The organism is Sedimentibacter sp. B4 (assembly GCF_000309315.1).
Classification (GTDB): domain Bacteria; phylum Bacillota; class Clostridia; order Tissierellales; family Sedimentibacteraceae; genus Sedimentibacter; species Sedimentibacter saalensis.
The window spans coordinates 29,374-51,788 of record NZ_CANG01000041.1; the positions used below are offsets into that span (position 1 = coordinate 29,374).

General features: G+C 35.1%; 24 protein-coding genes. 20 read left to right on the forward strand and 4 right to left on the reverse strand.

The window, feature by feature from the left end; all coding sequences use genetic code 11:
* Position 1 precedes the first annotated feature (1 nt).
* The 3 genes from BN358_RS08510 to BN358_RS08520 all read right to left on the reverse strand — a co-directional run bounded on the left by BN358_RS08510 (position 2) and on the right by BN358_RS08520 (position 2,093).
* A complete protein-coding gene (locus tag BN358_RS08510) occupies positions 2-853 on the reverse strand; it encodes an NAD(P)/FAD-dependent oxidoreductase (RefSeq protein ID WP_019228814.1) in 852 nt (283 codons plus the stop codon).
* On the reverse strand, positions 846-1,301 hold the full coding sequence (locus BN358_RS08515) for a helix-turn-helix domain-containing protein (protein ID WP_019228815.1): 456 nt from the start codon (positions 1,299-1,301) through the stop codon (positions 846-848). Before BN358_RS08515 ends, BN358_RS08510 begins: the two co-directional genes overlap by 8 nt.
* 66 nt (positions 1,302-1,367) lie before the next feature.
* Positions 1,368-2,093, reverse strand: a complete 726-nt coding sequence (locus BN358_RS08520) for a cytochrome c biogenesis CcdA family protein (protein WP_019228816.1) — start codon at positions 2,091-2,093, stop codon at positions 1,368-1,370.
* A 162-nt stretch (positions 2,094-2,255) separates the two neighbouring features.
* Between BN358_RS08520 and BN358_RS08525 the strand changes: the two genes are divergently transcribed.
* On the forward strand, positions 2,256-3,170 hold the full coding sequence (locus BN358_RS08525; RefSeq protein ID WP_019228817.1) for a DUF2156 domain-containing protein: 915 nt from the start codon (positions 2,256-2,258) through the stop codon (positions 3,168-3,170).
* 39 nt (positions 3,171-3,209) lie between these two features.
* Here BN358_RS08525 and BN358_RS08530 read toward each other — a convergent pair whose 3' ends face one another.
* Complete coding sequence (locus BN358_RS08530) at positions 3,210-4,019, reverse strand: ZIP family metal transporter (RefSeq protein WP_019228818.1); 810 nt, start codon at positions 4,017-4,019, stop codon at positions 3,210-3,212.
* 299 nt (positions 4,020-4,318) lie between these two features.
* Between BN358_RS08530 and BN358_RS08535 the strand changes: the two genes are divergently transcribed.
* From BN358_RS08535 to hisA, 19 genes are all read left to right on the forward strand, one after another.
* Positions 4,319-5,086: an IclR family transcriptional regulator gene (locus BN358_RS08535; RefSeq protein ID WP_019228819.1), complete on the forward strand. Its 768-nt coding sequence runs from the start codon at positions 4,319-4,321 to the stop codon at positions 5,084-5,086.
* Between the two features lie 112 nt (positions 5,087-5,198).
* Positions 5,199-6,260, forward strand: a complete 1,062-nt coding sequence (gene buk, locus BN358_RS08540) for a butyrate kinase (RefSeq protein WP_019228820.1) — start codon at positions 5,199-5,201, stop codon at positions 6,258-6,260.
* A gap of 10 nt (positions 6,261-6,270) precedes the next feature.
* Entirely contained in the window at positions 6,271-7,167 is an 897-nt protein-coding gene (locus BN358_RS08545) for a bifunctional enoyl-CoA hydratase/phosphate acetyltransferase (protein ID WP_019228821.1), read from the forward strand.
* 22 nt (positions 7,168-7,189) lie between these two features.
* The gene (locus BN358_RS08550) at positions 7,190-8,464 is read left to right on the forward strand and encodes an MFS transporter (RefSeq protein WP_019228822.1); all 1,275 of its coding nucleotides are present in this window, start codon (positions 7,190-7,192) and stop codon (positions 8,462-8,464) included.
* Between the two features lie 32 nt (positions 8,465-8,496).
* Positions 8,497-9,918, forward strand: a complete 1,422-nt coding sequence (nhaC, locus tag BN358_RS08555; RefSeq protein WP_019228823.1) for a Na+/H+ antiporter NhaC — start codon at positions 8,497-8,499, stop codon at positions 9,916-9,918.
* A gap of 28 nt (positions 9,919-9,946) precedes the next feature.
* On the forward strand, positions 9,947-11,125 hold the full coding sequence (locus BN358_RS08560) for a PLP-dependent aminotransferase family protein (RefSeq protein WP_019228824.1): 1,179 nt from the start codon (positions 9,947-9,949) through the stop codon (positions 11,123-11,125).
* Positions 11,126-11,142: 17 nt separating this feature from the next.
* Positions 11,143-12,291 carry a M20 family metallopeptidase gene (locus tag BN358_RS08565; protein WP_019228825.1) on the forward strand — a complete coding sequence of 383 codons (1,149 nt, stop codon included), beginning with the start codon at positions 11,143-11,145 and terminating at the stop codon, positions 12,289-12,291.
* A gap of 39 nt (positions 12,292-12,330) precedes the next feature.
* Complete coding sequence (locus tag BN358_RS08570) at positions 12,331-12,537, forward strand: 4Fe-4S binding protein (RefSeq protein WP_019228826.1); 207 nt, start codon at positions 12,331-12,333, stop codon at positions 12,535-12,537.
* 20 nt (positions 12,538-12,557) lie between these two features.
* Positions 12,558-13,616 (forward strand): ferredoxin/flavodoxin oxidoreductase subunit alpha, encoded by a 1,059-nt coding sequence (locus tag BN358_RS08575; protein WP_019228827.1) that lies wholly within the window; start codon positions 12,558-12,560, stop codon positions 13,614-13,616.
* A gap of 1 nt (position 13,617) precedes the next feature.
* On the forward strand, positions 13,618-14,361 hold the full coding sequence (locus BN358_RS08580; protein ID WP_019228828.1) for a thiamine pyrophosphate-dependent enzyme: 744 nt from the start codon (positions 13,618-13,620) through the stop codon (positions 14,359-14,361).
* A gap of 1 nt (position 14,362) precedes the next feature.
* Positions 14,363-14,896, forward strand: coding sequence for a 2-oxoacid:acceptor oxidoreductase family protein (locus tag BN358_RS08585; protein WP_019228829.1), 534 nt, complete (start codon positions 14,363-14,365; stop codon positions 14,894-14,896).
* Between the two features lie 604 nt (positions 14,897-15,500).
* Complete coding sequence (locus tag BN358_RS08590; protein WP_019228830.1) at positions 15,501-15,719, forward strand: hypothetical protein; 219 nt, start codon at positions 15,501-15,503, stop codon at positions 15,717-15,719.
* 747 nt (positions 15,720-16,466) lie between these two features.
* Entirely contained in the window at positions 16,467-17,414 is a 948-nt protein-coding gene (locus tag BN358_RS08595; RefSeq protein WP_019228831.1) for an ATP phosphoribosyltransferase regulatory subunit, read from the forward strand.
* Complete coding sequence (gene hisG / locus BN358_RS08600) at positions 17,414-18,055, forward strand: ATP phosphoribosyltransferase (protein WP_019228832.1); 642 nt, start codon at positions 17,414-17,416, stop codon at positions 18,053-18,055. Before BN358_RS08595 ends, hisG begins: the two co-directional genes overlap by 1 nt.
* Positions 18,039-19,322, forward strand: a complete 1,284-nt coding sequence (hisD, locus tag BN358_RS08605) for a histidinol dehydrogenase (RefSeq protein ID WP_019228833.1) — start codon at positions 18,039-18,041, stop codon at positions 19,320-19,322. The genes hisG and hisD overlap by 17 nt, the downstream gene beginning before the upstream one ends.
* Before the next feature lie 65 nt (positions 19,323-19,387).
* A complete protein-coding gene (hisC, locus tag BN358_RS08610; RefSeq protein WP_019228834.1) occupies positions 19,388-20,425 on the forward strand; it encodes a histidinol-phosphate transaminase in 1,038 nt (345 codons plus the stop codon).
* The gene (hisB, locus tag BN358_RS08615; protein ID WP_019228835.1) at positions 20,422-21,000 is read left to right on the forward strand and encodes an imidazoleglycerol-phosphate dehydratase HisB; all 579 of its coding nucleotides are present in this window, start codon (positions 20,422-20,424) and stop codon (positions 20,998-21,000) included. The genes hisC and hisB overlap by 4 nt, the downstream gene beginning before the upstream one ends.
* Entirely contained in the window at positions 21,000-21,605 is a 606-nt protein-coding gene (gene hisH, locus BN358_RS08620; protein ID WP_019228836.1) for an imidazole glycerol phosphate synthase subunit HisH, read from the forward strand. The genes hisB and hisH overlap by 1 nt, the downstream gene beginning before the upstream one ends.
* A gap of 32 nt (positions 21,606-21,637) precedes the next feature.
* On the forward strand, positions 21,638-22,354 hold the full coding sequence (gene hisA, locus BN358_RS08625; protein WP_019228837.1) for a 1-(5-phosphoribosyl)-5-[(5-phosphoribosylamino)methylideneamino]imidazole-4-carboxamide isomerase: 717 nt from the start codon (positions 21,638-21,640) through the stop codon (positions 22,352-22,354).
* Positions 22,355-22,415: the final 61 nt, after the last annotated feature.

Here is a 22,415-nt window from a genome sequence, read left to right on the forward strand (position 1 = left end):
TTTAATTCTCCTTAATTTTATCTATTTGTAATGCTGCATGTTGTGCAGCTATTAAACCTTCGCTTACTGCCTTTGAAAGCTGCAGTGGCTTTCCTGTTATATCACCGGCAGCATAGACACCTTCAATGTTAGTTTCCATGTTTCTGTCAACAGCTATGAAGTTTCCGTCTGTTTTTAAACCGTCTATTAAAGCTGTTGGGGCAACTGCATCTCTCAGCATGAACACTGCATCTGTATCAATAACAACATCGCCTGCTTTCACGGATTTTACAACATCTTCGCCAATTACTTCTGTCAGTGTTCCGTTGATATATTTTATATTGCTGTTTAAATGCTCAGAGCGTTCTTTTTTTGAAACAAATGTTACGTTGACTCCTATGCTCTGCAGATAGTTTGCTTCTTCCAAAGCTTCTTTTGACTGATCCCACACTACTGCATTTTTATTTCTGTAAAGCATACCATCACAGGTTGCACAGTAGCTTACTCCAGATCCAAGCAGTCTTGATTCTCCTGGTATTTCTTTCATTTTTGAAATTCCCATTGACAAAATAATTTTTTTTGCTTCGGCTATATCGCCATTTATATTGACCATAAAACTTTCACCCATGGGAAGTATGTTTACTACCTTGCCATCTTCGATTTTTATGTTCATAGCTTCTGCATGTTCCTTGAATTTATCCATGAGCTCTTTACCGCTCACATTGTAAAAACCAAGGTGATTGTCAACTCTTTCTGCCTTTGACAAATAATTTTCCTTGTTTGAGAAAATACGAACTGTCTTTCCTCTAGTCATTGCATTGACTGCAGCAGAAAGTCCTGCTGGTCCTGCGCCGATTATGATAACATCAACCATTTTTAACCTCACTGTCCTTTATTGAATTTGTAACGGATAGCTCATCAGAATTAATATAATTACCGCACTCAGGGCAATAGTATCTGTGCTCAACTTTTCCGCCGCAATTTTTGTGAACCACTGTTTTATAGCATTTATTCAAATGTTTTTCTCCCCACATCATAAGGCTGTTAAAAACATCAACCAGATCAAATCCTTTATCTGTAAGTGTGTACTTGTACCTTGGAGGATGAGACTGATATAGTTCTCTTAAAATAAGCTCATCAGTTTCCATGGATTTAAGGCGTTCCGAAAGTAAATTTGTGGGTATTCCCTCAAGTCCGTCCTGAATCTCCTTATAAGTTTCACGTCCAATAAGCAGCTGATGAAGAATCAAAAGAGACCATTTGTCACCTATGATGTTCAGCGTCTGAGCTATGTTGCAGGGCAAATTGTATTGGATTTTCATTTTATCTCCTCGTTACTATAAATAATTATTAGCATTATTTATTATATAATTTATTATATAATGTATTTAAAATGCCAGGTATCTGCTGAGTGTAGAAAATGTTCCTGTAAAAGTCATTATACCAATTATTATAAGAATGATACCGCCGATTTTGATTGTATACTTAACTAATTTTCTTTTTTCCTTGAGGAAGTTCAAAGCTTCCGACGTAAACATACCAAGAATTATAAATGGTATTACAAAACCTAAGGAGTACACAAGTACAAGTATATTTCCAAAAATAGAGCTTCCTGTGCTGGATGCAAGAATTAACACTGAAGAAAGAGCAGGTCCCACACATGGTGTCCATGCAAAACTGAATGTAAATCCCATTACATATGCAACTATGGGATTCATTTTGCCTGTTTCAAGCTCCAGGTGAAATCTCTTTTCCATTTTAAGAAAATCAAGATGTATTATATCAAGCTGCACAAGTCCCATTATAATTATTATTGCTCCGCCAATGCGGCTGAACAACATTCTGTGCTGGTTGAAGAATGTGCCCAGAGCTGAAAATGAAAGACCAAGGAGAAAAAATACGCTTGATATTCCTGCTGTAAAAAATAATGTATTTACAAATACTTTTTTTCGCTGGTAATATATGATTCCATCTTCCCCTGTTATTTTTCCGTTACCTGCCAGATAACTTATGTACACCGGTATTAGCGGAAGTACGCAAGGAGAAAAAAATGACAATAAACCTTCCATAAACACAAGCAAAAAACTTACATTAGTAAAATCTAATCTTCCCAATGGAACCTCCTGGATTGTTTTACATAAACATATCATAGTAACTTCATATTGTCAAGTCACTTTAAAAAATAAACAAGCAATAGTTGAAAATTTTTTCAAATGTGGTAGTATAGTGTATGAAATAATTGAGTATTAAATGTGCATTAGCACATAGTTTAGGAGATGATTGACATTTTAAGTTTTAAATGCCTTGCATTAGATGACAAGGAAATAATCGAAAAATATGTTGATAAAAATCAGCTGGATTCGTATGAATATTTATTTTCATCGCTTTATATGTGGAGAAAGCTGAACAGTGTTAAATATGCCATAATAGACCATGCACTTGTAATAGAAAAAAATGAAGAAGGAAAAGGAACATTTTACGCTCAACCCTATGGTTATAAAAAAGAAAATTTAATCAGTATAGTTGATGAACTCCTTGAAAGAAATGCTGATTTTACAGACAGGGATTATCTGTTCGGGGATGTGGATGAAAATTTCCTGGAAGATTTAAACAAATACACTGATTTCAAAATTGAAGCAGTTGAGGATGTGGATGATTTCGAATATGTGTATAGTACTCAGGATTTAATAGAGCTTAAGGGCAAGAAGTACCATGGCAAAAAAAATCATGTTAACAGTTTTGAAAAATCATATAGTTATGAAATAAAAAAAATCGACAACCAGCAAGTTATAAATGACTGCATGAACCTTCTTCACAAGTGGCATGAGGAAGTTGCTGTTACAGTAGACAAGGAAATGCTTATGGAAATAGACGCAATAAAGGATTTGTTCAGAGAGCTTCATTTTTTTGATCTGCAGTCAATAGCAATATACGTAGATGGGGAGCTTGCCGGTTTTGCTGTTGGGGAACTAGTCAATGAAAGATTGGCTGTAATACATGTTGAAAGAGGAGAGACAACTTTCAAAGGGGTTTATGCATTTTTAAACAAGAAATTTCTGAATGAAAGTTTTTCAGACACGATTTTTGTGAACAGACAGGAAGATACCGGAAACGAAGGACTTAGAAAAGCAAAGCAGTCATACCATCCTTCACACATGGTGAAGAAATACCTGGTAAAGGTAAGCAGATAAAAAATTAAAAGATGACAATGTCATCTTTTTTTTATCCTGTTACCCCAACGCAACATCAAGTACCATCATTATTAAAAATCCAAGCATTGTTCCTATAGTTCCTGCATGAGAATGTTCAACTGCCTGTGATTCAGGTATGAGTTCTTCTACAACAACATAAATCATGGCTCCTGCAGCAAATGCAAGCATCCATGGCATAATTCCGGCCACTTTGTATACAAGCAGTGCTCCTGCAACTCCGGCAATGGGTTCAACTATTCCCGAAAGGGCTCCATAAATAAAAGATTTATTCTTTGAAAATCCCTCATTTTGCAGAGGCAATGAAATTGCTGCTCCTTCAGGGAAATTTTGAATTCCCATTCCAATAGCAAGGGCAAAGGCGCTCATAAGTGCAGGCTGTGAGTTAATCTGTCCTGCAAGTCCGAATGACAAACCAACAGCCATTCCTTCAGGAATATTGTGTAGGGTTACAGCCAAGACAAGCATAGTTGTACGTTTAAATGAACTTTTCATTCCTTCAGGCTTATCCTGGTCAATGTGAAGGTGAGGAAGGATTTTATCAAGCAGGAATAAAAAAACTCCACCTATTACAAATCCACCTGCAGCAGGAATCCAGCCTGTACTGCCTTGTTCCCCAGCCATTTCTATGGCCGGTATTAAAAGTGACCACACAGAGGCTGCAATCATAACACCTGCAGCAAATCCCAAGAATGCATGCTGCACTTTTGGATTCACATCTTTTTTCATGAGATAAACCATTGATGCTCCGGCAGCTGTAGCCAGAAATGTGAAGGTTGTTCCCAAAAGAGCCAAAGTCAAGGGGCTAAAATTTAATATTTTTTCAATCATGTCACACCTCCTTTTCCTTAATTTAACTATAACAACGGTGTAATAATAAGTCAAGCTGTGATTTATACCCGCTTCATATTTTAATCATTGTTTGCAATTTGTGATTCAAATTGACGGTTCACTAAAATTAAACCATATTGTATGTTATTACAATAGATATTATGGATTAGCATAAGCTTAAAACTACAATTAGAAATTGAAATGTTAAAATTGCGTAATACTAAAACGATTGACATTTAAATTTAAAGTGATATAATACAAGTATATTTCGGAACGTTGTTCCAATATTGGAGGAAATTATGTCTGAAACAATAGTTTCTGTTGAACGTGCTATAGATGTTATACTTGCATTATACAATAATGGAAAAGAGATGGGTATAACTGAGCTGAGTAGGGAATTAGGATTGCATAAAAGTTCTGTTCATAGAATTTTAGTAACTTTGGAAAATAAGAACTTTGTTTATAAAAACCATGAAAATGATAGATATTGGTTAGGTAACAAGCTTTTCGCAATAGGTTTATTAGTAGGCGAAAAGGTATCTATAGTTGATATGATAAGACCATATGCAAAGGAACTATTTAATGAATATAAAGAAGTTGTTAATGTTTCAATCTTGGATAAAGATATTTCTAATGGATATAAGAGTATGATTATTTTGAAGGAATTTGATGAAAAAGCAATGCTTTCAGTACATCCTAATCTTGGCTCTTCCACAGTTGCATATGCATCCTCCGTAGGAAAGTGTTTGCTTGCATATGCAAAAAATATTGATTATGCAATAATTAAAAATCAAGCTATGATAAAGTTTACAGATCATACTATTACAGGTTATGATGAATTAATTGAAGTGTTAAAAAGAGTAAAAGAACAAGGATATGCAATTGATGATGAAGAGCAAGAAATAGGACTAACATGCATAGGGGCACCAATCTTGGACAAAGATGGTTTTGCTATAGCTGCAATAAGTATTTCCGGCCCGAGCTCAAGAATGAGAATGGGCGACTTTAATGAAAAAATACTGAAGGTTAAAAATATAGCTGATAAAATAAGTTTTTATATGAAATAAAAACTTGTAATTTATGAATATTTGGAACAATTGTTCCACAAAAATAGTTCGGAACATTGTTCCAAATATTATAACAAAAAGTCGGAACAGCGTTCCACAAATAGGAGGTATAATGAGAATTTTAGCAATCAATCCCGGAGGAACTTCAACAAAGATATCAGTGTTTGAGGATGAGCAAGAAGTGCTTAAAACTAATATAACTCACACACAAGAAGATCTCAAAGATTTTAAAAACGTATTTGAACAATTTAGCTACAGAAAGGATCTAATAGTCAAAACATTAAGTGATAATCAATTTCCAATCGAATTATTTAATTGTATTGTTGGCAGAGGCGGTTTAATGAAAGCTATAGAAGGCGGTACCTACGCTGTAAACGGTAAAATGATTGATGATTTAAAAAATGCTGTAAATGGCGAACATCCATCAAACTTAGGAGCTGTAATAGCAAAGGATATTGGAGATCAAATAGGAGTTCCTTCATATGTTGTGGATCCAGTTTCAGTAGATGAATTTGAAGATATATCTAGAATAACTGGAATTTCTGATATAGAAAAAGCAAGCTGGATGCATGCTTTAAATCAAAAGGCTGTTTGTAGAAAAACGGCTGAAAAAATGGGTGGTAAATATAGGGATTTTAATTTCATAGTTGCTCATTTAGGTTCAGGAATTTCTATAGCTGCTCACAAAAAAGGCAGGATGATAGATGGAAGTGGAGGAAGAACAGATGGACCATTTTCACCAGAAAGAAGTGGAGGATTACCAACATATCAATTGATTCAACTATGCTATTCAGGCAATTATACCTACAAGGAAATGGTTAACAAAGTAAGTAATATTGGTGGAATGTATGATTACCTTGGAACTAAGGATATCATAGAAATTGAAAACAGAGCAGCTAATGGAGATGAAAAAGCAAAATTAATACTGCATGCATTTATATATAAGGTGGCAAAAGAAATTGCAATGTATGGAGCGTCACTTTGCGGTAATGTTGATAAAATTATATTAACAGGTGGGATTTCTCATTCTAAATTAATAACGGAAGAAGTTATAAAAAGAATAACATACCTTGCACCAGTGGAAATCATACCAGGTGAAATGGAAATGAAAGCGTTAGCTTTAGGAGCTTACAGAGTTCTTACAAATATAGAAAAGGCTAAAATTTATAATTAGGGAGGTATTAATGTTAAAAAATTTTGATGATCTTTTAGCTAAGGCAAGGAACTGTGGAGTATCTAAGGTTTCTGTAGCTCAAGCAGAAGATCAGGAAGTTTTAAGAGCTGTCAAGCTTGCTGAAGATATGGGGTTAATCAATCCGATATTAGTAGGTGATAAGAATAAGATTGAAGAAAACGCAAAAGTTGTTGGATTACAAAAATATGAAATAGTCCATGTTGAAAATTCAGATGATGTTGCTTTAGAGGCAGTAAAGGTTGTAAGAAGCGGTGAGGCAAAAATACTGATGAAGGGTTTAGTTAACACATCAGTATATTTAAGAGCAGTATTAAATAAGGAACATGGATTAAGAAAAGGCAGATTGTTAAGTTTGTTGGCTGTGTATGAACTTCCTGGCTATCATAAGCTATTGTATTGCACAGACAGCGGAGTTAATGTAAATCCTTCCATTGAACAGAAAAAAGACATTTTGACAAACTCATTGTTGGTATTGAAGTCCATGGGACTTGAGATGCCAAAGGTTGCAGCTCTCACATCTAATGAAACTGTAGACTCCAAAATACCAGCAACTGTAGATGCTGCATTGTTGGTAGAAATGGTAAAAAACAATGAGATACCAAATTGTATAATAGAAGGTCCAATAGCTTTTGATGTTGCATTCGATTCTAATGCTGCAAAGCATAAAGGAATTGACAGTAAAGTTTCAGGTGATGTTGACTTATTAATGTTTCCTAATATTGAAACTGGAAACGTTTTAGGCAAGTCATGGCTACATTTTAATAATGCTAAGTGGGCAGGAATAATTCTTGGGGCGTCAAGTCCAGTGATTCTTGGCTCAAGGTCAGATACTGCAGATGTAAAAATAAATTCCATTGCATTGGCATGTTTGACTTCTAATCAATAAAATTAAAAATATGGAGGACTATATGGATAATAAATCAAAATCTAAATTAATGTTTTCAGTTCTAGTACTAGGCTCGTGTTGGTCAATAGTTTATTTAATTCCTTTTATTCAATATGTATTTTACGACCCATTTCAGGAAATGCTTGGTGCAACAAATGCACAGCTTGGACTCCTAATGTCAATTTATGGCTTTGGAAATCTTTACGGTTGTCCTTTAGGGGGATGGATTGCTGACAGGTTTAATTATAAAATACTATATATGGGTTCTGTATTATTGAACGGAGTATTTGGTCTTATTTTCGTCATGAAACCAACATATAGTGTTGCAGTTATTATGTGGATAGGCTTTGCAATAACTAGTCTGGTTATGAATTACCCCGCACATATAAAGATTATTAGAAATCTGGTTAGCGATGAAGACCAAGGTAAAATATTTGGTTTTAACGAAACAGCTGTTGGTATAGGCAACATTATATTTAATGGAGCTATGATGTTATTATTTAATTATTTCTTGCAAGGAGTTGCAGGAATTAAAGCTGCTATTATAGGATTAAGCATTCTATCCATACTTTTAACAATTCCTGCATACTTTGCTATTGACAATCCAAAGAAAAAGGATGTTAAAGAAGAAAGCAAAGAACCTGAAGTTAAGCTTGGAGTAAAGGAATATGTTGCAATTTTAAAAGATCCTTCAACTTGGTTGGTTGCCCTTTCAATATTCTCTATTTATTCATTCCTGGTAACGATGTCATACTTCACACCATACTTTACAGATGTATTAGGCGCGACAGTTACTTTCTCAGGTATTGTTGCAATTATAAGAACTTATGTAATGACATTAGTAGGAGCTCCTATTGGTGGATACTTAACTGATAAGGTTAAATCTGCTTCAAAGGTCCTGATTCTTGTAGAGATATTAGGAATTATAAGCTTATTTGTCATGTTAAATTTAAGCAATGAAACTCCAGTATTTGCTTTAATTGCGTTAACATTAATTATGGCATTGGCTGTCTATATGGGCAGAGGTTCTTATTATGCAGTTATTTCTGAGCTTAACATCAGAAAGGATAGAACTGCTTCAACAATTGGCATAGCAGCAGCTTTGGGATTTTCACCGGACTTGTTCCAGTTTCTGTTATTTGGTAATTGGTTGGATGCACATGGACAAACAGGATATACTTACATGTTTATTTACCAAATAATAGTATTAACAATAGGCTTAGGCACTGCATTTGCAGTTTTAAAGGTTAGGAAAAAAAATAAAGTTTCAAATGTAAATGCTATAGAATCAGTTTAGTACAATAATTTTACAATAAAGAAGGTGTTTCCATGAACGAGCAAAAACAACCAACGTTTAGATTTGCGTTTTTAGTTATGATTTTAATTGTTATAACTCTAATGGGGGGCTTAATATTTTTAAAGGTTGATCCGCATGTATTGTTAATTACAGATATAATCATAGCTTCTTTTGCAGCTATAAGAATGGGTTATAAATGGGATTATGTTGTAGAATGTATGGCAAATGGGGTTAATAAAGCAATGCAAACATTGTTCTTCTTCTTTCTCATTGGGATGGCAATAGGTGCTTGGATTTTAAGCGGAACAGTTCCTGCATTGATAAGTTATGGTTTTAATATTCTTAATCCGACATTTTTTCTGCCTACGAGTTTGATAATCTGCAGCATAACTGCTTTGGCTACAGGAAGTTCATGGAGCACTGCCGGCACAGTAGGTATTGCATTGATGGGAATAGGGGCTGGTCTTGGAATACCGGCTCCCATTACAGCAGGCATGATTGTTTCAGGAAGTTATTTTGGAGACAAAATGTCACCGCTGTCAGATACCACCAACCTTGCACCGGCAATAGCCGGAACAAACATATATTCACATATCAGTGCTATGTTGTATACAACTGTTCCATCATATGTCATAGCTTTAATCATATATACAGTACTTGGTTTAAAATATTCAGTAGCAACTTTGGATTATCAAAACATAAATTTTATTCAAAATGCTATAGAAGGAATGTTTAATATAAATATAATTGTGTTCATTCCTTTGATTGTTGTTTTAGCAGCAAGTTTATTAAAGTTTCCTGCAATACCTGGTATGATGTCAGGCATTATAGTTAGCATTCCAATATCAATGCTTATACAGGATGCAAGCTTAGCAGATGTTATTAATGCTTTGAATTACGGTTATGCGAGTGAAAGCGGAATAGAAATGGTTGATGCTTTATTAACCAAAGGCGGAATTCAATCAATGATGTGGACATTTTCACTGGCAGTAATAGCTCTGGCTCTTGGCGGTGTATTAAGCGGTACAGGTGTTTTTAATTCGATAGTATTAAAAATAATGGAATATATTAAAGAACCAAAATATTTGCCGGCTGCAACAATTTTAACATGTATAGCTGTTAACCTGACAATGGCTGAACAGTATGTTTCAATAGTAGTAACAGGAGAGCTTTATAAAGGTGCTTATGAAAAAGCTGGATTGCAGCCAAGGATGCTTTCTCGATGTTTAGAAGAAGGAGGAACTCTTACTTCAAGCTTAATTCCTTGGAATACATGTGGAGCAGTTATGTTTGCAGCATTAGGGGTTTCGGCAACACAGTATGCACCTTATGCGATTATCAACTGGCTAAATCCATTGTTAGGAATGATTTTGCCTATATTAGGTTACAGTTTATTAAAGAAGACTGACACAAAATTAATTAATAATGACCATGAATCAAAGCAAATACTTTGATTTAAAATAAATTTTATGGAGGATAGAAATGTTATTAGCAAAACGCATGAACGATTTAAAGCCATCCGATATTCGTGAAGTTGGAAAACTGATTGCTAAAAATCCAGGAACAATTTCATTTGCTGGTGGATTGCCGGATCCGGCTTTGTTTCCAAGTGAAGAAATCGCAAAAATTACTAACAAAATATTGACTGATAATTCTGGAGTTGCTCTTCAATATGGTTTTACATTAGGAAGAACTTCTTTAAGAGAAAAAGTGGCTGAATTAATGGCAAGAGAAGGGGTTAAGGTAACAGCAGATAATATAATGATTACTACAGGTTCACAGCAAGGGTTGACACTGACAACAATGGTTTTCTTGAACCCCGGAGATGTTGTTATAACAGAAAACCCAAGCTACTTGGGCGCATTGGCAGCCTTTGATCCTTATGAAATAAAATATGTTGGTGTTAACGGTGACAAAGATGGAATGTTTATGTATGAACTTGAAGAAAAAATAAAAAATACTCCAAATGTAAAAATGATATATGTCATTCCAAATTTCCAAAACCCAACAGGAAGAACATGGTCATTAGAGAAGAGAAAACAACTTATTGATATTGCAAACAAATATGATTTAATAATCATGGAAGATAATGCATATGGTGAAGTAAGATTTGAAGGTGAAAGAGTTCCTTCAATCAAGTCAGTTGATACTGAAGGAAGAGTAATTCATTTAGGGTCATTTTCTAAAGTTCTTTCTCCAGGTCTTAGAGTAGCATGGGTTTGTGTTGATGAAAAGCTTTTACCTAAATTTGAACTTGTTAAATACGGATGCGACTTGCAGTCAGCAGAGCTTGCTCAAATGCAAGTTGAAGAGTTTTTAGAAAACTATGATCTTGATGAGCATCTTGCAAAAATAAATAAGGTTTATAAAGCAAGAAGAGACTTAATGATTGGTGTTATTAACGAAGAATTTCCAAAGGAGGCAAAATACTACTACCCAGAGGGCGGGATGTTTGTATGGGTTGAACTTCCTCCACATATGAATACTAGAGAACTATTGAAAAAGGCAGTAGAAAGGAAAGTTGCATTTGTCCCTGGAGGATCTTTTTACCCACAAAATGATTGTGAAAGTTCATTGCGTTTGAACTTCTCAACAATGGAGGATGACAAAATAATTTCAGGTATGAAAATATTAGCTGAAATTATTAAGGAAAGTCTTTAAGTATTGGGGGAATCAATTTGAGCATAAATATTGAACATATAGTTGAAGCATACAGAGATAAAATCTTAGATTTATCTCTGTATATAAGAAACAATCCAGAAATAGGATTGAAGGAATTTTTAGCTTCAGAAAAGCTTGTTGAAATGTTAAAAAAGGAAGGCTTTGAAGTTAAATTTGACTTTAAAGAAATGCCTACTGCTTTTGTAGCCAGAAAAAAGAGCGGTGAAGGGCCGGTAATAGCATTGATGGCAGAGTACGATGCATTACCTGGAATAGGAAATGCTTGTGGTCATAATCTTATAGCTGCTATGAGTTTTGGCGCTGCTGTTGCCTTATCTAAGGCATTAGAGGAGTACCCAGGCGAAGTAATACTTATGGGAACTCCTGCTGAAGAGTTAGGAGAAGGCAAACCGTTTTTAATTAAACAGGGGGAATTTGACGATGTGGATGTTGCAATGATGATACATCCAAACAGCAAAACTTATTTAGATGTTCCGGTACTGGCAATAGGTGGCATTGACTTTCACTTTTACGGAAAGGCTGCACATGCGGCTGCTAATCCTTATATGGGTGTTAATGCATTAGATGCGGTAATTTTATTTTTCAACAATATTAATGCATTACGACAGCAATTGAGAGATGATGCAAGAGTACACGGCATAATAATTGAAGCAGGAAGTGCAGCTAACAGTATTCCTGACAAAAGTAAAGTCAGATTGGAAATGAGAGCTAAAGACCAAAAATATTTCCTTGAATTAATTGAAAAGGTAAAAAAATGTGCTGAAGCAGCAGCATTAGCAACAGGTTGCAGACTTGAATGGAATCATTTTGAGCCAAATTGCGACAGCCTTAAGGCTAATCAAAGTATGTTAGATATATATAAACAACATTTAGATGCATTTAACATAAAATTAGACCCATGCAATGAAACAGGTTCAACAGATATGGGAAATGTAAGTCAGGTGGTGCCGTCTATCCATCCTTGGTTAAAGATGATTGAAGGAGATGCAGGACTGCATACACAGGAATTCTTAGATGAAACTGCATCAGAATTTGCAAAGGAAAAAACAATTATTGGAGCAAAACTTTTGGCTTTAACAGGATTAGAAATACTTAAAAACTCCAATAGATTAATAGAAATAAAAAAAGAGTTTAATGAAAATTAAATAATTTTCGGAACATTGTTTCGAAAATGGGAGGTTAGAATGGAAAAAGTATTAACAAGACCAAACAGATGTAAACAGTGCGGATTATGTGTCGCAGCGTGTCCTACAAAATCAATTTCATTTTCAGATGATATAAATGCATCTGGCTGCAACTATACAATTATAAATTATGATAATTGCATCGGATGCGCAGCGTGTTACGTAGTTTGTCCTGACGGTGTTTATGAAGTATTAGGCGATAAATAAATTAATGGAGGAAGATAAAAATGGGTGATATGATAAAAGGAAATGAGGCTATTGCTGAAGCTGCTATAAGAGCAGGTGCAAGATTTTATGCAGGATATCCTATTACTCCTTCAACTGAAATAATGGAATACCTTTCATATAGATTAGATGAAGTTGGAGGATCATTTGTTCAAGCAGAGTCAGAAATAGCAGGTATTAATATGGTAATCGGTGCCGCTTCATGTGGAGTAAGAGCATTTACAGCTTCTTCAGGACCTGGAATAAGCTTAAAGCAAGAAGGTATGACAACATTGTCTGATGAAGAATTGCCTGCAGTTGTTATAAATATGGTTAGATATGGCAATGGAATTGGAACACTATTAACAGCACAATGTGACTATTTAAGAGAAACAAGAGGCGGAGGAAATGGAGATTATAGATGTATCGTTCTTTGCCCAAGCAGTATACAAGAAGCGGTTGAATTAGTAGGATTAGCATTTGATTTAGCTGAAAAATATAGAATGGTATCTGTCTTAATGTCAGAAGGAGCACTTGGGCAAATGATGGAACCATGTGAATTACCTGAGATGAAAGAACCAAAAAGATACAGCTGGGGATTTGATGGTAAGTATACTAATAAGCTTATTGGTATATTTGATAGAGACAGTATGAAAGAATCCGTTTTGTTAAATGAAAAATATAACAAGGTAAAAGAAAATGAACAAAGGTGGGAATCAGGATACATTGAAGATGCAGATTATGTGTTTGTATCATACGGTTTACCAGGAAGATCAACAATGGGAGCTGTAGAACAATTAAGAAATGAAGGACACAAAGTAGGATTTATAAGACCTATAACTGCATGGCCTTTCCCTGATAAAGCATTCAAAGAAGTTAATCCAAATGTTAATGGATTTATATCTATAGAAGCTAATGCTACAGGTCAAATGGTGGATGATGTTGCTTTAACTGTTAAAAGAGTTATGAAATCAGATATATCCGTTTATTGTAATCCACATGTTTATGGAATTCCTTCAATGAAGTCAATTAAAGAAGATTACCATAAAGTTGTTGCAGGCGAATTAAAGGAGGTATATTAAAATGGCTAAAGCAAGAAAATTTCCAGAATCAATTGATAGAGCAGCAAACGGGTTTTGCCCAGGTTGTGGTCACGGAGTAGCAATAAGACTTATTGCAGAATGCCTTGAAGAATTAGAACAAGATAAAAATCTTATATACGGAATTGGTGTAGGATGCTCAAGTTTGTTAGGTGGTATACTTGAAACTGACAGACGTCACTGCTCACACGGCAGAGCGGGTGCAGTATGTACAGGTGTAAAGAGAGTAAATCCTGACAATTTAGTTATTGCATATCAAGGAGACGGAGACGCATACAGTATTGGTCTTGCAGAAACTACTGCAGCTGCATACAGAAATGAAAATATAACAGTATTTATTATAAATAATACAAACTATGGTATGACAGGCGGACAAATGAGCCACACAACGATGCCTGGACAGGTAACTACTACATCACCTCACGGAAGAAATTGTGATATAACAGGATACCCTATGAAGTTCCCTGAAATAGTAGCATCTCAATTTAATGCTGCTTATGTGGCAAGAGGAGCTATAAATACGGTTCCTCAAATAAATAAGACAAGGACATATATTAAAAATGCCTTAGAGGCTCAAATGAATAAAGAAGGTTACTCAGTAGTTGAAATTCTTTCAACATGTCCTACTAACTGGGGAATGTCGCCTGTAGATGCTAAGAAGAGGTTAACAGATGAATTAATACCTTATTATCCATTAGGTGAGTTAAAAGCTAGGGAGGTAAAATAACATGAAAGAAATAATATTTTCAGGTGCAGGCGGCCAAGGTGTTCTGACATCCGGGTTGTTAATATCACAAATTGCAGTTTTCAAAAAATTTCATGCTACATGGATTCCGCAGTATGGATCAGCTATGAGAGGTGGTACTGCAAACTGTACAGTAAAGTTTGGTAAAGAGTATATTTATAATCCATCACAAGAAGAACCAGATATATTGTTGGCAATGAATACACCTTCATACAATAAATTTCTTCCCCTTGTTAAACCAGGAGGAACAGTAATAGTAAACAGCGATATGGTTGTAAAGGAAAAAACACGAGATGATGTCAATTTTATTGAAGTTCCATGTCTTTCAATGGCAAAGGAATTAAATCATCCACAAGGAGCTAATATTATAATGGCAGGCATTATAGTAAAAATCTCAGGCGATTTTACAGAAGAAGAAGGACTAAACGGAATGAATGACATGTTTAAGAAAAAAGAAAAAGAAAAATATGAAGAACTAAATACTAAATCATTTAAAACAGGATATAGCTTTATATAATATTTAATAATATAGATAAAAGAGGCTGTACGATAAGATTTAACTCTATTGTTCAGCTTCTTATTTACTCAGAATACAGGTAATATATTGAGTTTATTCTAACCATATTACAAGAATATGTTTTTGGGATATATGAGTAGGATAGAAGAAGAAGCAATTGATGTAAATAAAAAATTTTATAAATAGAGAAATATATACAATAATCCTGAAGTTGGTTTGCATGAATTCAATAGTTCTAAGAAGATAGTTGAAATGATAAAAGAAGATGGCTTTGAAGTAAAATAAGAAATGCCAACTGCATTTGTTAGTAAAAAAAGAATGGGAATGGTCCTAGAATTTCATTTTTGGCTTTGGACAAATATAAAGGGAAAATAATATTAGTAGGAACACAAGCAGAAGAACTGGGAGAATGGAAACCATAGCTAATTAGTAAGGGAATTTTTAATAATATTGATGTTGCAATGATGATACATCCTGATAGTACGATATACCTTAATCATGAGGTTCTTGCTATAGGAGGAGTTGATTTTACTTTTCATGGAAAGGAAGCACATGCTTCATAACAAAACTATTTAGGTATAAATCTTTAGATGCTACTGTTCTCATGAAAACAAATATTGGTGCTTTAAGACAACAATTAATAGATGATGTAAGAATTCATGGTATAATAATTGACGGAGGAACTGTTGTTAACAGCATTTCGCAAAGAAGCACATTAAGGATAGAGATGAGAGTAATTCCAATAGCAGAAACAATACAATCAGGTTCTACAGATATAGCCAATTTGAGTCAAGTGGTACCATCCATCCGTATCTTAAAATGACGGAAGGGACGTCTAGTTGTCAAACGGTTGAATTTTGAAAAGAATCAATATCTTTTTTCAATGGAAAGAACACTAATTGGAACAAAGCTTTAGCTTTTAGCTTTTTGACATACTTAAACATCATAAAAATCTTGAGGAAATAAAAAAGGAATTTGAAAAGAAATAATGGATAATTTGAATAAGTTAAATATATAAAAATACAACGTTTATGCAAATGCATTGCATTTTATTGTTATAAATCTTCAACTTATATTCAGGGATGTTTTTCATATTTTATATTTTATTAAGAAAAATGTAAAAGTATTATTGACATTTAATATTTATGGGAGTATAATCGGAATAATTATTAGAGGTGTGATATGAAAAATAAATTATTATGCACAACATTCGTACAATTGCATCATCATAGATACAGAGTTTGTAAGTGAATTTGAAAATTCACAGTTACAAGCTCTATTCGTCGTTTAGAATTTAGACTTGTATCTGTGGTAGATAAATGAGACGTAAGCCGCTTGATATAAGTCAAGCGGCTTTTTTATGCCCTAACCCCATTGTTGCGAGCGATAGCGAAGCAAGAATGGTTGGTAGGTCAAACGCAATGAGTTCCCAATTTATGCGACCGTAAGGAGCTGATAAATTGGTGAACGAAACTGCGATATGCCCTGCGATAACCAAAGTAAGTAAGTCGTGGTAGGTCAAAGCAAACAGCAATATAAAATAGGTTAACCCCAATCTCAAGGAGGATTTATGAATTTTTTAAATATTGAAGATGAAATGAAATTTTTTCAAAAAATGTATGTGCTTAGAAAAGATATTGAGAACTTTTTATTCGATGAAGGGTATATGAATATAGAACCCTCCATATTTGAAGGATATGATGATTTTATAGGAGTTAATTCAAGAATAGACAAAAAATCAACCGTGAAGCTTCTTGACAACAACAGTGAAATTTTAATTCTTACTCCTGACATTACAACAGGAATAGTAAATAAATTTATGCCAAGGTGGGAAATGAGTTCACTGCTTAAAATTTTCTACTACGGCAAGACATACAAGCACAACGGAGTAGGAATTAAGGAAAACAGAGAAATGGGAGTTGAAATAATCGGAGAAAGAAATCACTTCACCGATGAAAATATACTCAATACATCTGCAAGAATAATTGCCAAATACAGCAGCAATTACTTGTTTGAAATAGGAAACAGCAAATTTTTAAAAGGAATAATGCAGTCCTGTTCCTTTAAAAAAGAAGATTATGAAAATATACTGGATATTTTGTATCTTAAAAACAGACAAGAGCTGAAAGATTATTTATCAAAGCTTCCTTACAGGGAACCCATGAGCACGCTTTTGAACATATTTGACCTTGAAGGAACATTTGATGAAATATCAGAAGAACTGAAAGGGCTTTACATGAACGACCTTATGAAGCAGGGGCTTGATGAACTTAAGAAAATTGACAATTACATGAAAAACATCACAGACAAAATAACATACGACCTTTCCATGGTTTCTGAACTTTCCTACTACGACGGAACAATATTCAGGGGATACATAGAAGGTTCAAACAAGGCTATCATCAAGGGCGGAAGATATGATTCATTCACAGAGCAGTACGGATACAAAATTCCTGCCATGGGTTTTACTGTCGAACTGGATGAACTTATAAAAGTTCTTTACAAGGAGGAGCAGTAATGAGTTTAACAATAGCAATACCAAAGGGAAGGCTGGGAAGCCAGGCCATAGACATGTTAAAGGCTGCAGGAATAGGAGAATCCATCGATGAAAAATCAAGAAAACTTGTTTTCGATGATGAACAAAGAAACTTGCGCTTTATGCTTCTTAAGAATTCAGATATTATAACATATGTTGAAAACGGAGTTGCAGACATTGGAATTTCAGGAAAAGACATGATAATGGAAAACAGCGCTGACATTTACGAGCTTTACAAAATGAATATAGGAAAATGCAAGATATCAGTAGCCGGAATAAAAGGAAAGAAAATTTTCAAAGACGACACCATAATAAAAGTTGCAACAAAGTTTCCTGAAACCGCAAAAAAATATTTCAACAGCAAGGGACAAAAAATAAAAATAATAAAACTTAACGGTTCTATAGAGCTTGCTCCCATACTTGGGCTTTCAGATGTAATAGTGGACATAGTGGAAACAGGAAATACGCTTAAAGCCAACGGTCTTGAAGTCTTTGAAGACATGTACCCCATTACAGCAATGGTCATATCAAATAAAATAAGCTACAAGTTAAAGAGAAAAGAAATAAAGGAAATAATCGAACTCATTAGAAAAGAGGATGAAAAATATGGTGAAAATAATTAAAGAAGAAAACATATCCGATTTTATAGAAGATCTTCAGAAAAGAAATGCCCAGGACTACAACAACGTGTATGAAAAAGTAGACGAAATACTCGAAAATGTAAGAATAAACAAAGATGATGCTCTTAAAAAATACACGTTGGAATTTGATAAAGTAAATATTGAAAATCTTGAAGTATCCCCTGAAGAAATCGAAGAAGCTTTTTCAACAATTGACCCTGAGCTTCTTGAAACAATAAAAAAAGCCAAGGAAAATATATATACATACCACATGAACCAGAAGAGGAAAGGCTACCAGTTCAAGCCTGAAGGAAAAGATATTCTTTTAGGGCAGCTCATAAATCCCATAGAAAAAGCAGGCATATATGTGCCCGGAGGAAAAGCAGCATATCCTTCGACAGTGCTTATGAATGCAATTCCTGCAATAATAGCCGGTGTGGAGGAAATAATAATGATTACGCCTCCTCAAAAAGACGGAAAGATAAAAGATTCAATATTGGTTGCAGCTTCTCTTTCAGGAGTTGACAGAATATTCAAGGTTGGCGGAGCTCAGGGAATTGCGGCTCTTGCCTATGGAACACAGTCAATACCAAGAGTTTATAAAATAACAGGGCCAGGCAACATATTTGTAGCAGCAGCAAAAAGAAGGGTGTCCGGCTTCGTTGGAATAGACATGATAGCAGGTCCCAGTGAAATTCTTATTGTTGCTGATGACAAGGCAAATCCTGCTTACATTGCAGCAGACATGATTTCACAGGCCGAGCATGACGAAATGGCAGCTTCTGTATTGATAACATATTCTCTTTCTCTTGCAGAAAAAGTTTCAAAGGAACTTGACAGGCAGATAAAGGAACTGGATAGAAGCGAAATAATTGAGAAATCCATAAACAATCATGGAGCAATACTCATTGCCGACAGCATGAAGCAGTGCATTGATCTGGCAAATGAAATAGCCCCTGAGCACCTTGAACTTCTCACTTCAAACTGCTTTGAACTGTACAAGAGCATTAAAAATGCAGGAGCAATATTTTTGGGAGAATACACTCCTGAACCTGTGGGAGATTATTTTGCAGGTCCGAACCACACTCTTCCCACAAGCTCTACTGCCAAGTTTTCATCTGCTCTTTCAGTAGATGATTTTATAAAAAAGACATCTCTCATTTATTACAGCAGGGAAGCATTGAAAGAAAACAAAGATGACATAGTGCGCTTTGCAGAAAATGAAGGACTTACGGGACATGCAAATGCTGTAAAAATCAGAAAGCTTTAAAAGAAAAAATTATGAACATATGCGTAGTTTATGTATTAAAATAACAGGATTATGAAGGAGAAAATATGATCAAATTAAAACCAAGCGTAGAAAAACTTCAGGCATATTTTGTAAATGACATTCCTTACAGAGTGAAGCTTGATGCAAATGAAGGAAGCAACTACCTCCTGCAAGATGGATTCAAAATAGAAAATTTTCAGCCAAATCTTTATCCTGACAGCGACTCCAGGGTATTAAGGGAAAAGATGGCCGTGTATTACGGCTGCAGAGCAGAAAACATAATGGTGGGCAACGGATCAAGCGAAATGATAAACATGGTTATTAATGCCTTTTGTGACAAGGGTGAAAAAGTTATGAGCTTTGTTCCTTCATTCAGCATGTACCAGACTTATTGTGATCTTTGCGGGGCTGAGTACATTGGAATCCCTCCAGAAAAGGATTTTACACAGAATATTGACAGACTGATTAAGGAGGCAACAGAAAACAAACCTAAAATAGTAATACTATGCAACCCAAACAATCCCACAGGATTCATGTACACAAGGACCGAAGTTATAAAGCTTCTTGAAAATGTTAAAGCTTCTTTGATAATTTTAGATGAAGCATATGTGGATTTTTCAGAAAACTCAGTTGTAGATCTGGTTGACAATTATGAAAATTTAATAGTAATGCGCACTCTTTCCAAGGCATTCGGCCTGGCAGGCCTTAGGGTTGGTGCAATGATTGCAAAGGAAGAAATTATAAAATATGTTTGGAAGGTAAAGGTTCCATACAACATCAACATTTTGTCACAGTATGCTGCTGAACAGGCACTTGACAACATTGAAAGAGTTAAATTTTACATTGAAGGAGTCAAAAAAATGAGGCAGGAACTGAGTTCTTCTCTCAGGGAGCTTAATTTTACCGTGTATGAAAGCGGTGCAAATTTCATATTTGTGAAAGCTCCTGTGGAAAACTTATTTGAAAAACTCATGGACTGTGGAGTTCTTATCAGAAAATTCAACTGCGGGGGAGAAGTTTTCAACCGCATTACAATAGGAACAAAGGAAGAAAATGAAATACTTGTAGAAGAAATAAAAAGTATAATGGGAGGAAGACAATGAGAAAAAGCACTGTAAAAAGAAAGACGTATGAAACTGAAATAAATGTCGAGCTTGATGTTGATGGAAGCGGAAAGACTGACATTGATACAGGAATAGGATTTTTAAACCACATGCTCACGCTGCTTGGTTTTCATGGCGGATTTGATCTTAAGGTAAAATGTACAGGAGACCTGGATGTTGATTCCCATCACACAGCTGAAGACATAGGAATTGCCTTGGGAGAAGCCTTTAAAATTGCCCTGGGTGATAAAAAAGGAATTGAACGCTACGGTTTCATGTTCCTTCCCATGGATGAATCACTGGCAAGAGTTGCTGTTGATTTAAGCGGCAGACCCACCCTTGTATACAATGTAGGACTTGGAAGGGAAATGCTTGGGAATATGGCTGTGGAAGATTTCAAGGAATTTTTCAAAGGTTTTGTGAACAATTCTTTTTCTACTCTTCACATTGAAGTTCTTTACGGAGAAAATGACCACCATAAAATTGAAGCTGTGTTTAAGGGCTTTGGAAGGGCTCTCAAGACTGCAAGCCGCATCACTTCAGAAAATTGTATGTCCACAAAGGGGGCCTTGTAATGCATGTAATAATTGATTACGGAATGGGAAATCTTGCCTCTGTAGAAAGAGCATTTGAAAAACTTGGAGTAGACGTAAAAATAAGCAGCAAAACAGAAGACTTAAGAAATGCAAAATCCCTCATTCTTCCTGGAGTAGGAGCATTCAGGGATGCTATAAAGCTTCTTGATGAATCAGGTTTAAGCGCTGTAATAAAAGAAGAGGTTGCAAAAGGAAAATATCTCTTAGGAATATGCCTGGGAATGCAGCTTTTATATGAAAAGGGTTATGAATACGGTGAATATGATGGCCTGGGCCTTATTAAGGGTGACATCGAATACCTGGATGTCAATCTTAAAGTTCCACACATGGGATGGAACAATTTGAAATTCAACAAACAGGATCCTATTTTAAAATACATCAAGGAAGATGAGTATGTGTACTTTGTTCATTCCTATTATGCTGTTTCAGACAATCAAGAGCTTGTGGCCTATTCAGACTATGAAAAAAGGGTTCCTGCCATTGTGAGGAAAAACAATGTTTACGGAATTCAGTTCCATCCTGAAAAAAGCGGTGAAACAGGACAAAATATACTTAGAGCATATAAAGAAATCATAGAAAAATAAAAGGAGAGGACAGTGACTACTGTCAATAAAATATGATATTATTTCCGGCAATAGACATAAAAGACAACAAGTGTGTGAGGCTCACCCAGGGTAAATTTGAACTGATGAATGTGTATTCTGATGATCCGGTTGAAATGGCTAAAAAATGGGAGAGCTTAGGAGCAGAATATCTTCACGTTGTAGACCTTGACGGAGCCAAGGATGAAGGATTCAATAACAGAAAATCCATAGAAAAAATAGCAAAGTCAATTAAAATACCCATGCAGACAGGCGGAGGAATAAGAAACGGCGAAAGAATCAAAAACCTCATTGATATAGGTGTTGAAAGAGCAATAGTGGGAACCATGGCAATAGAAAATCAGGAATTGTTAACTGAACTTGCGTCTATTTACAAGGAGCATCTGGCAGTTTCAATTGATGCATTCAAGGGCAAGGTTGCCACAAGAGGATGGCAGGACGTAGGAAATGTGGACTCCATAGAAATATGCAAATTTCTTGAAAGTATAGGCATCAGTACTTTGGTTTACACTGACATTTCAAAAGACGGAATGCTGTCAGGGCCTAATTTCGAAATTTATGAAGAACTGTCCAGAAAGACAAAACTTAATATTATTGCTTCGGGAGGAGTCACATCAATTGATGACATAAAAAGACTGAACAGTATGAACACGTATGGAGCAATAATAGGAAAGGCTCTTTACGACAACAAGCTGGATTTCAAGGAAGCGTTAAAAGCAATTAAGAATTAAGAGTTAAGAGTTAAGAATGAGAACTAATTCAGACTATTGAAATCCCGATTATGTCATCCTG

Excerpts from the sequence above, each read along its gene's own strand:
- BN358_RS08510 (WP_019228814.1), bottom strand. The coding sequence starts at position 853 with ATGGTTGATGTTATCATAATCGGCGCAGGACCAGCAGGACTTTCTGCT.
- BN358_RS08515 (WP_019228815.1), bottom strand. The coding sequence starts at position 1,301 with ATGAAAATCCAATACAATTTGCCCTGCAACATAGCTCAGACGCTGAAC.
- BN358_RS08525 (WP_019228817.1), top strand. The coding sequence starts at position 2,256 with ATGATTGACATTTTAAGTTTTAAATGCCTTGCATTAGATGACAAGGAA.
- BN358_RS08530 (WP_019228818.1), bottom strand. The coding sequence starts at position 4,019 with ATGATTGAAAAAATATTAAATTTTAGCCCCTTGACTTTGGCTCTTTTG.
- BN358_RS08535 (WP_019228819.1), top strand. The coding sequence starts at position 4,319 with ATGTCTGAAACAATAGTTTCTGTTGAACGTGCTATAGATGTTATACTT.
- buk (WP_019228820.1), top strand. The coding sequence starts at position 5,199 with ATGAGAATTTTAGCAATCAATCCCGGAGGAACTTCAACAAAGATATCA.
- BN358_RS08545 (WP_019228821.1), top strand. The coding sequence starts at position 6,271 with ATGTTAAAAAATTTTGATGATCTTTTAGCTAAGGCAAGGAACTGTGGA.
- BN358_RS08550 (WP_019228822.1), top strand. The coding sequence starts at position 7,190 with ATGGATAATAAATCAAAATCTAAATTAATGTTTTCAGTTCTAGTACTA.
- nhaC (WP_019228823.1), top strand. The coding sequence starts at position 8,497 with ATGAACGAGCAAAAACAACCAACGTTTAGATTTGCGTTTTTAGTTATG.
- BN358_RS08560 (WP_019228824.1), top strand. The coding sequence starts at position 9,947 with ATGTTATTAGCAAAACGCATGAACGATTTAAAGCCATCCGATATTCGT.
- BN358_RS08570 (WP_019228826.1), top strand. The coding sequence starts at position 12,331 with ATGGAAAAAGTATTAACAAGACCAAACAGATGTAAACAGTGCGGATTA.
- BN358_RS08575 (WP_019228827.1), top strand. The coding sequence starts at position 12,558 with ATGGGTGATATGATAAAAGGAAATGAGGCTATTGCTGAAGCTGCTATA.
- BN358_RS08580 (WP_019228828.1), top strand. The coding sequence starts at position 13,618 with ATGGCTAAAGCAAGAAAATTTCCAGAATCAATTGATAGAGCAGCAAAC.
- BN358_RS08585 (WP_019228829.1), top strand. The coding sequence starts at position 14,363 with ATGAAAGAAATAATATTTTCAGGTGCAGGCGGCCAAGGTGTTCTGACA.
- BN358_RS08590 (WP_019228830.1), top strand. The coding sequence starts at position 15,501 with ATGAAAACAAATATTGGTGCTTTAAGACAACAATTAATAGATGATGTA.
- BN358_RS08595 (WP_019228831.1), top strand. The coding sequence starts at position 16,467 with ATGAATTTTTTAAATATTGAAGATGAAATGAAATTTTTTCAAAAAATG.
- hisG (WP_019228832.1), top strand. The coding sequence starts at position 17,414 with ATGAGTTTAACAATAGCAATACCAAAGGGAAGGCTGGGAAGCCAGGCC.
- hisD (WP_019228833.1), top strand. The coding sequence starts at position 18,039 with ATGGTGAAAATAATTAAAGAAGAAAACATATCCGATTTTATAGAAGAT.
- hisC (WP_019228834.1), top strand. The coding sequence starts at position 19,388 with ATGATCAAATTAAAACCAAGCGTAGAAAAACTTCAGGCATATTTTGTA.
- hisB (WP_019228835.1), top strand. The coding sequence starts at position 20,422 with ATGAGAAAAAGCACTGTAAAAAGAAAGACGTATGAAACTGAAATAAAT.
- hisH (WP_019228836.1), top strand. The coding sequence starts at position 21,000 with ATGCATGTAATAATTGATTACGGAATGGGAAATCTTGCCTCTGTAGAA.
- hisA (WP_019228837.1), top strand. The coding sequence starts at position 21,638 with ATGATATTATTTCCGGCAATAGACATAAAAGACAACAAGTGTGTGAGG.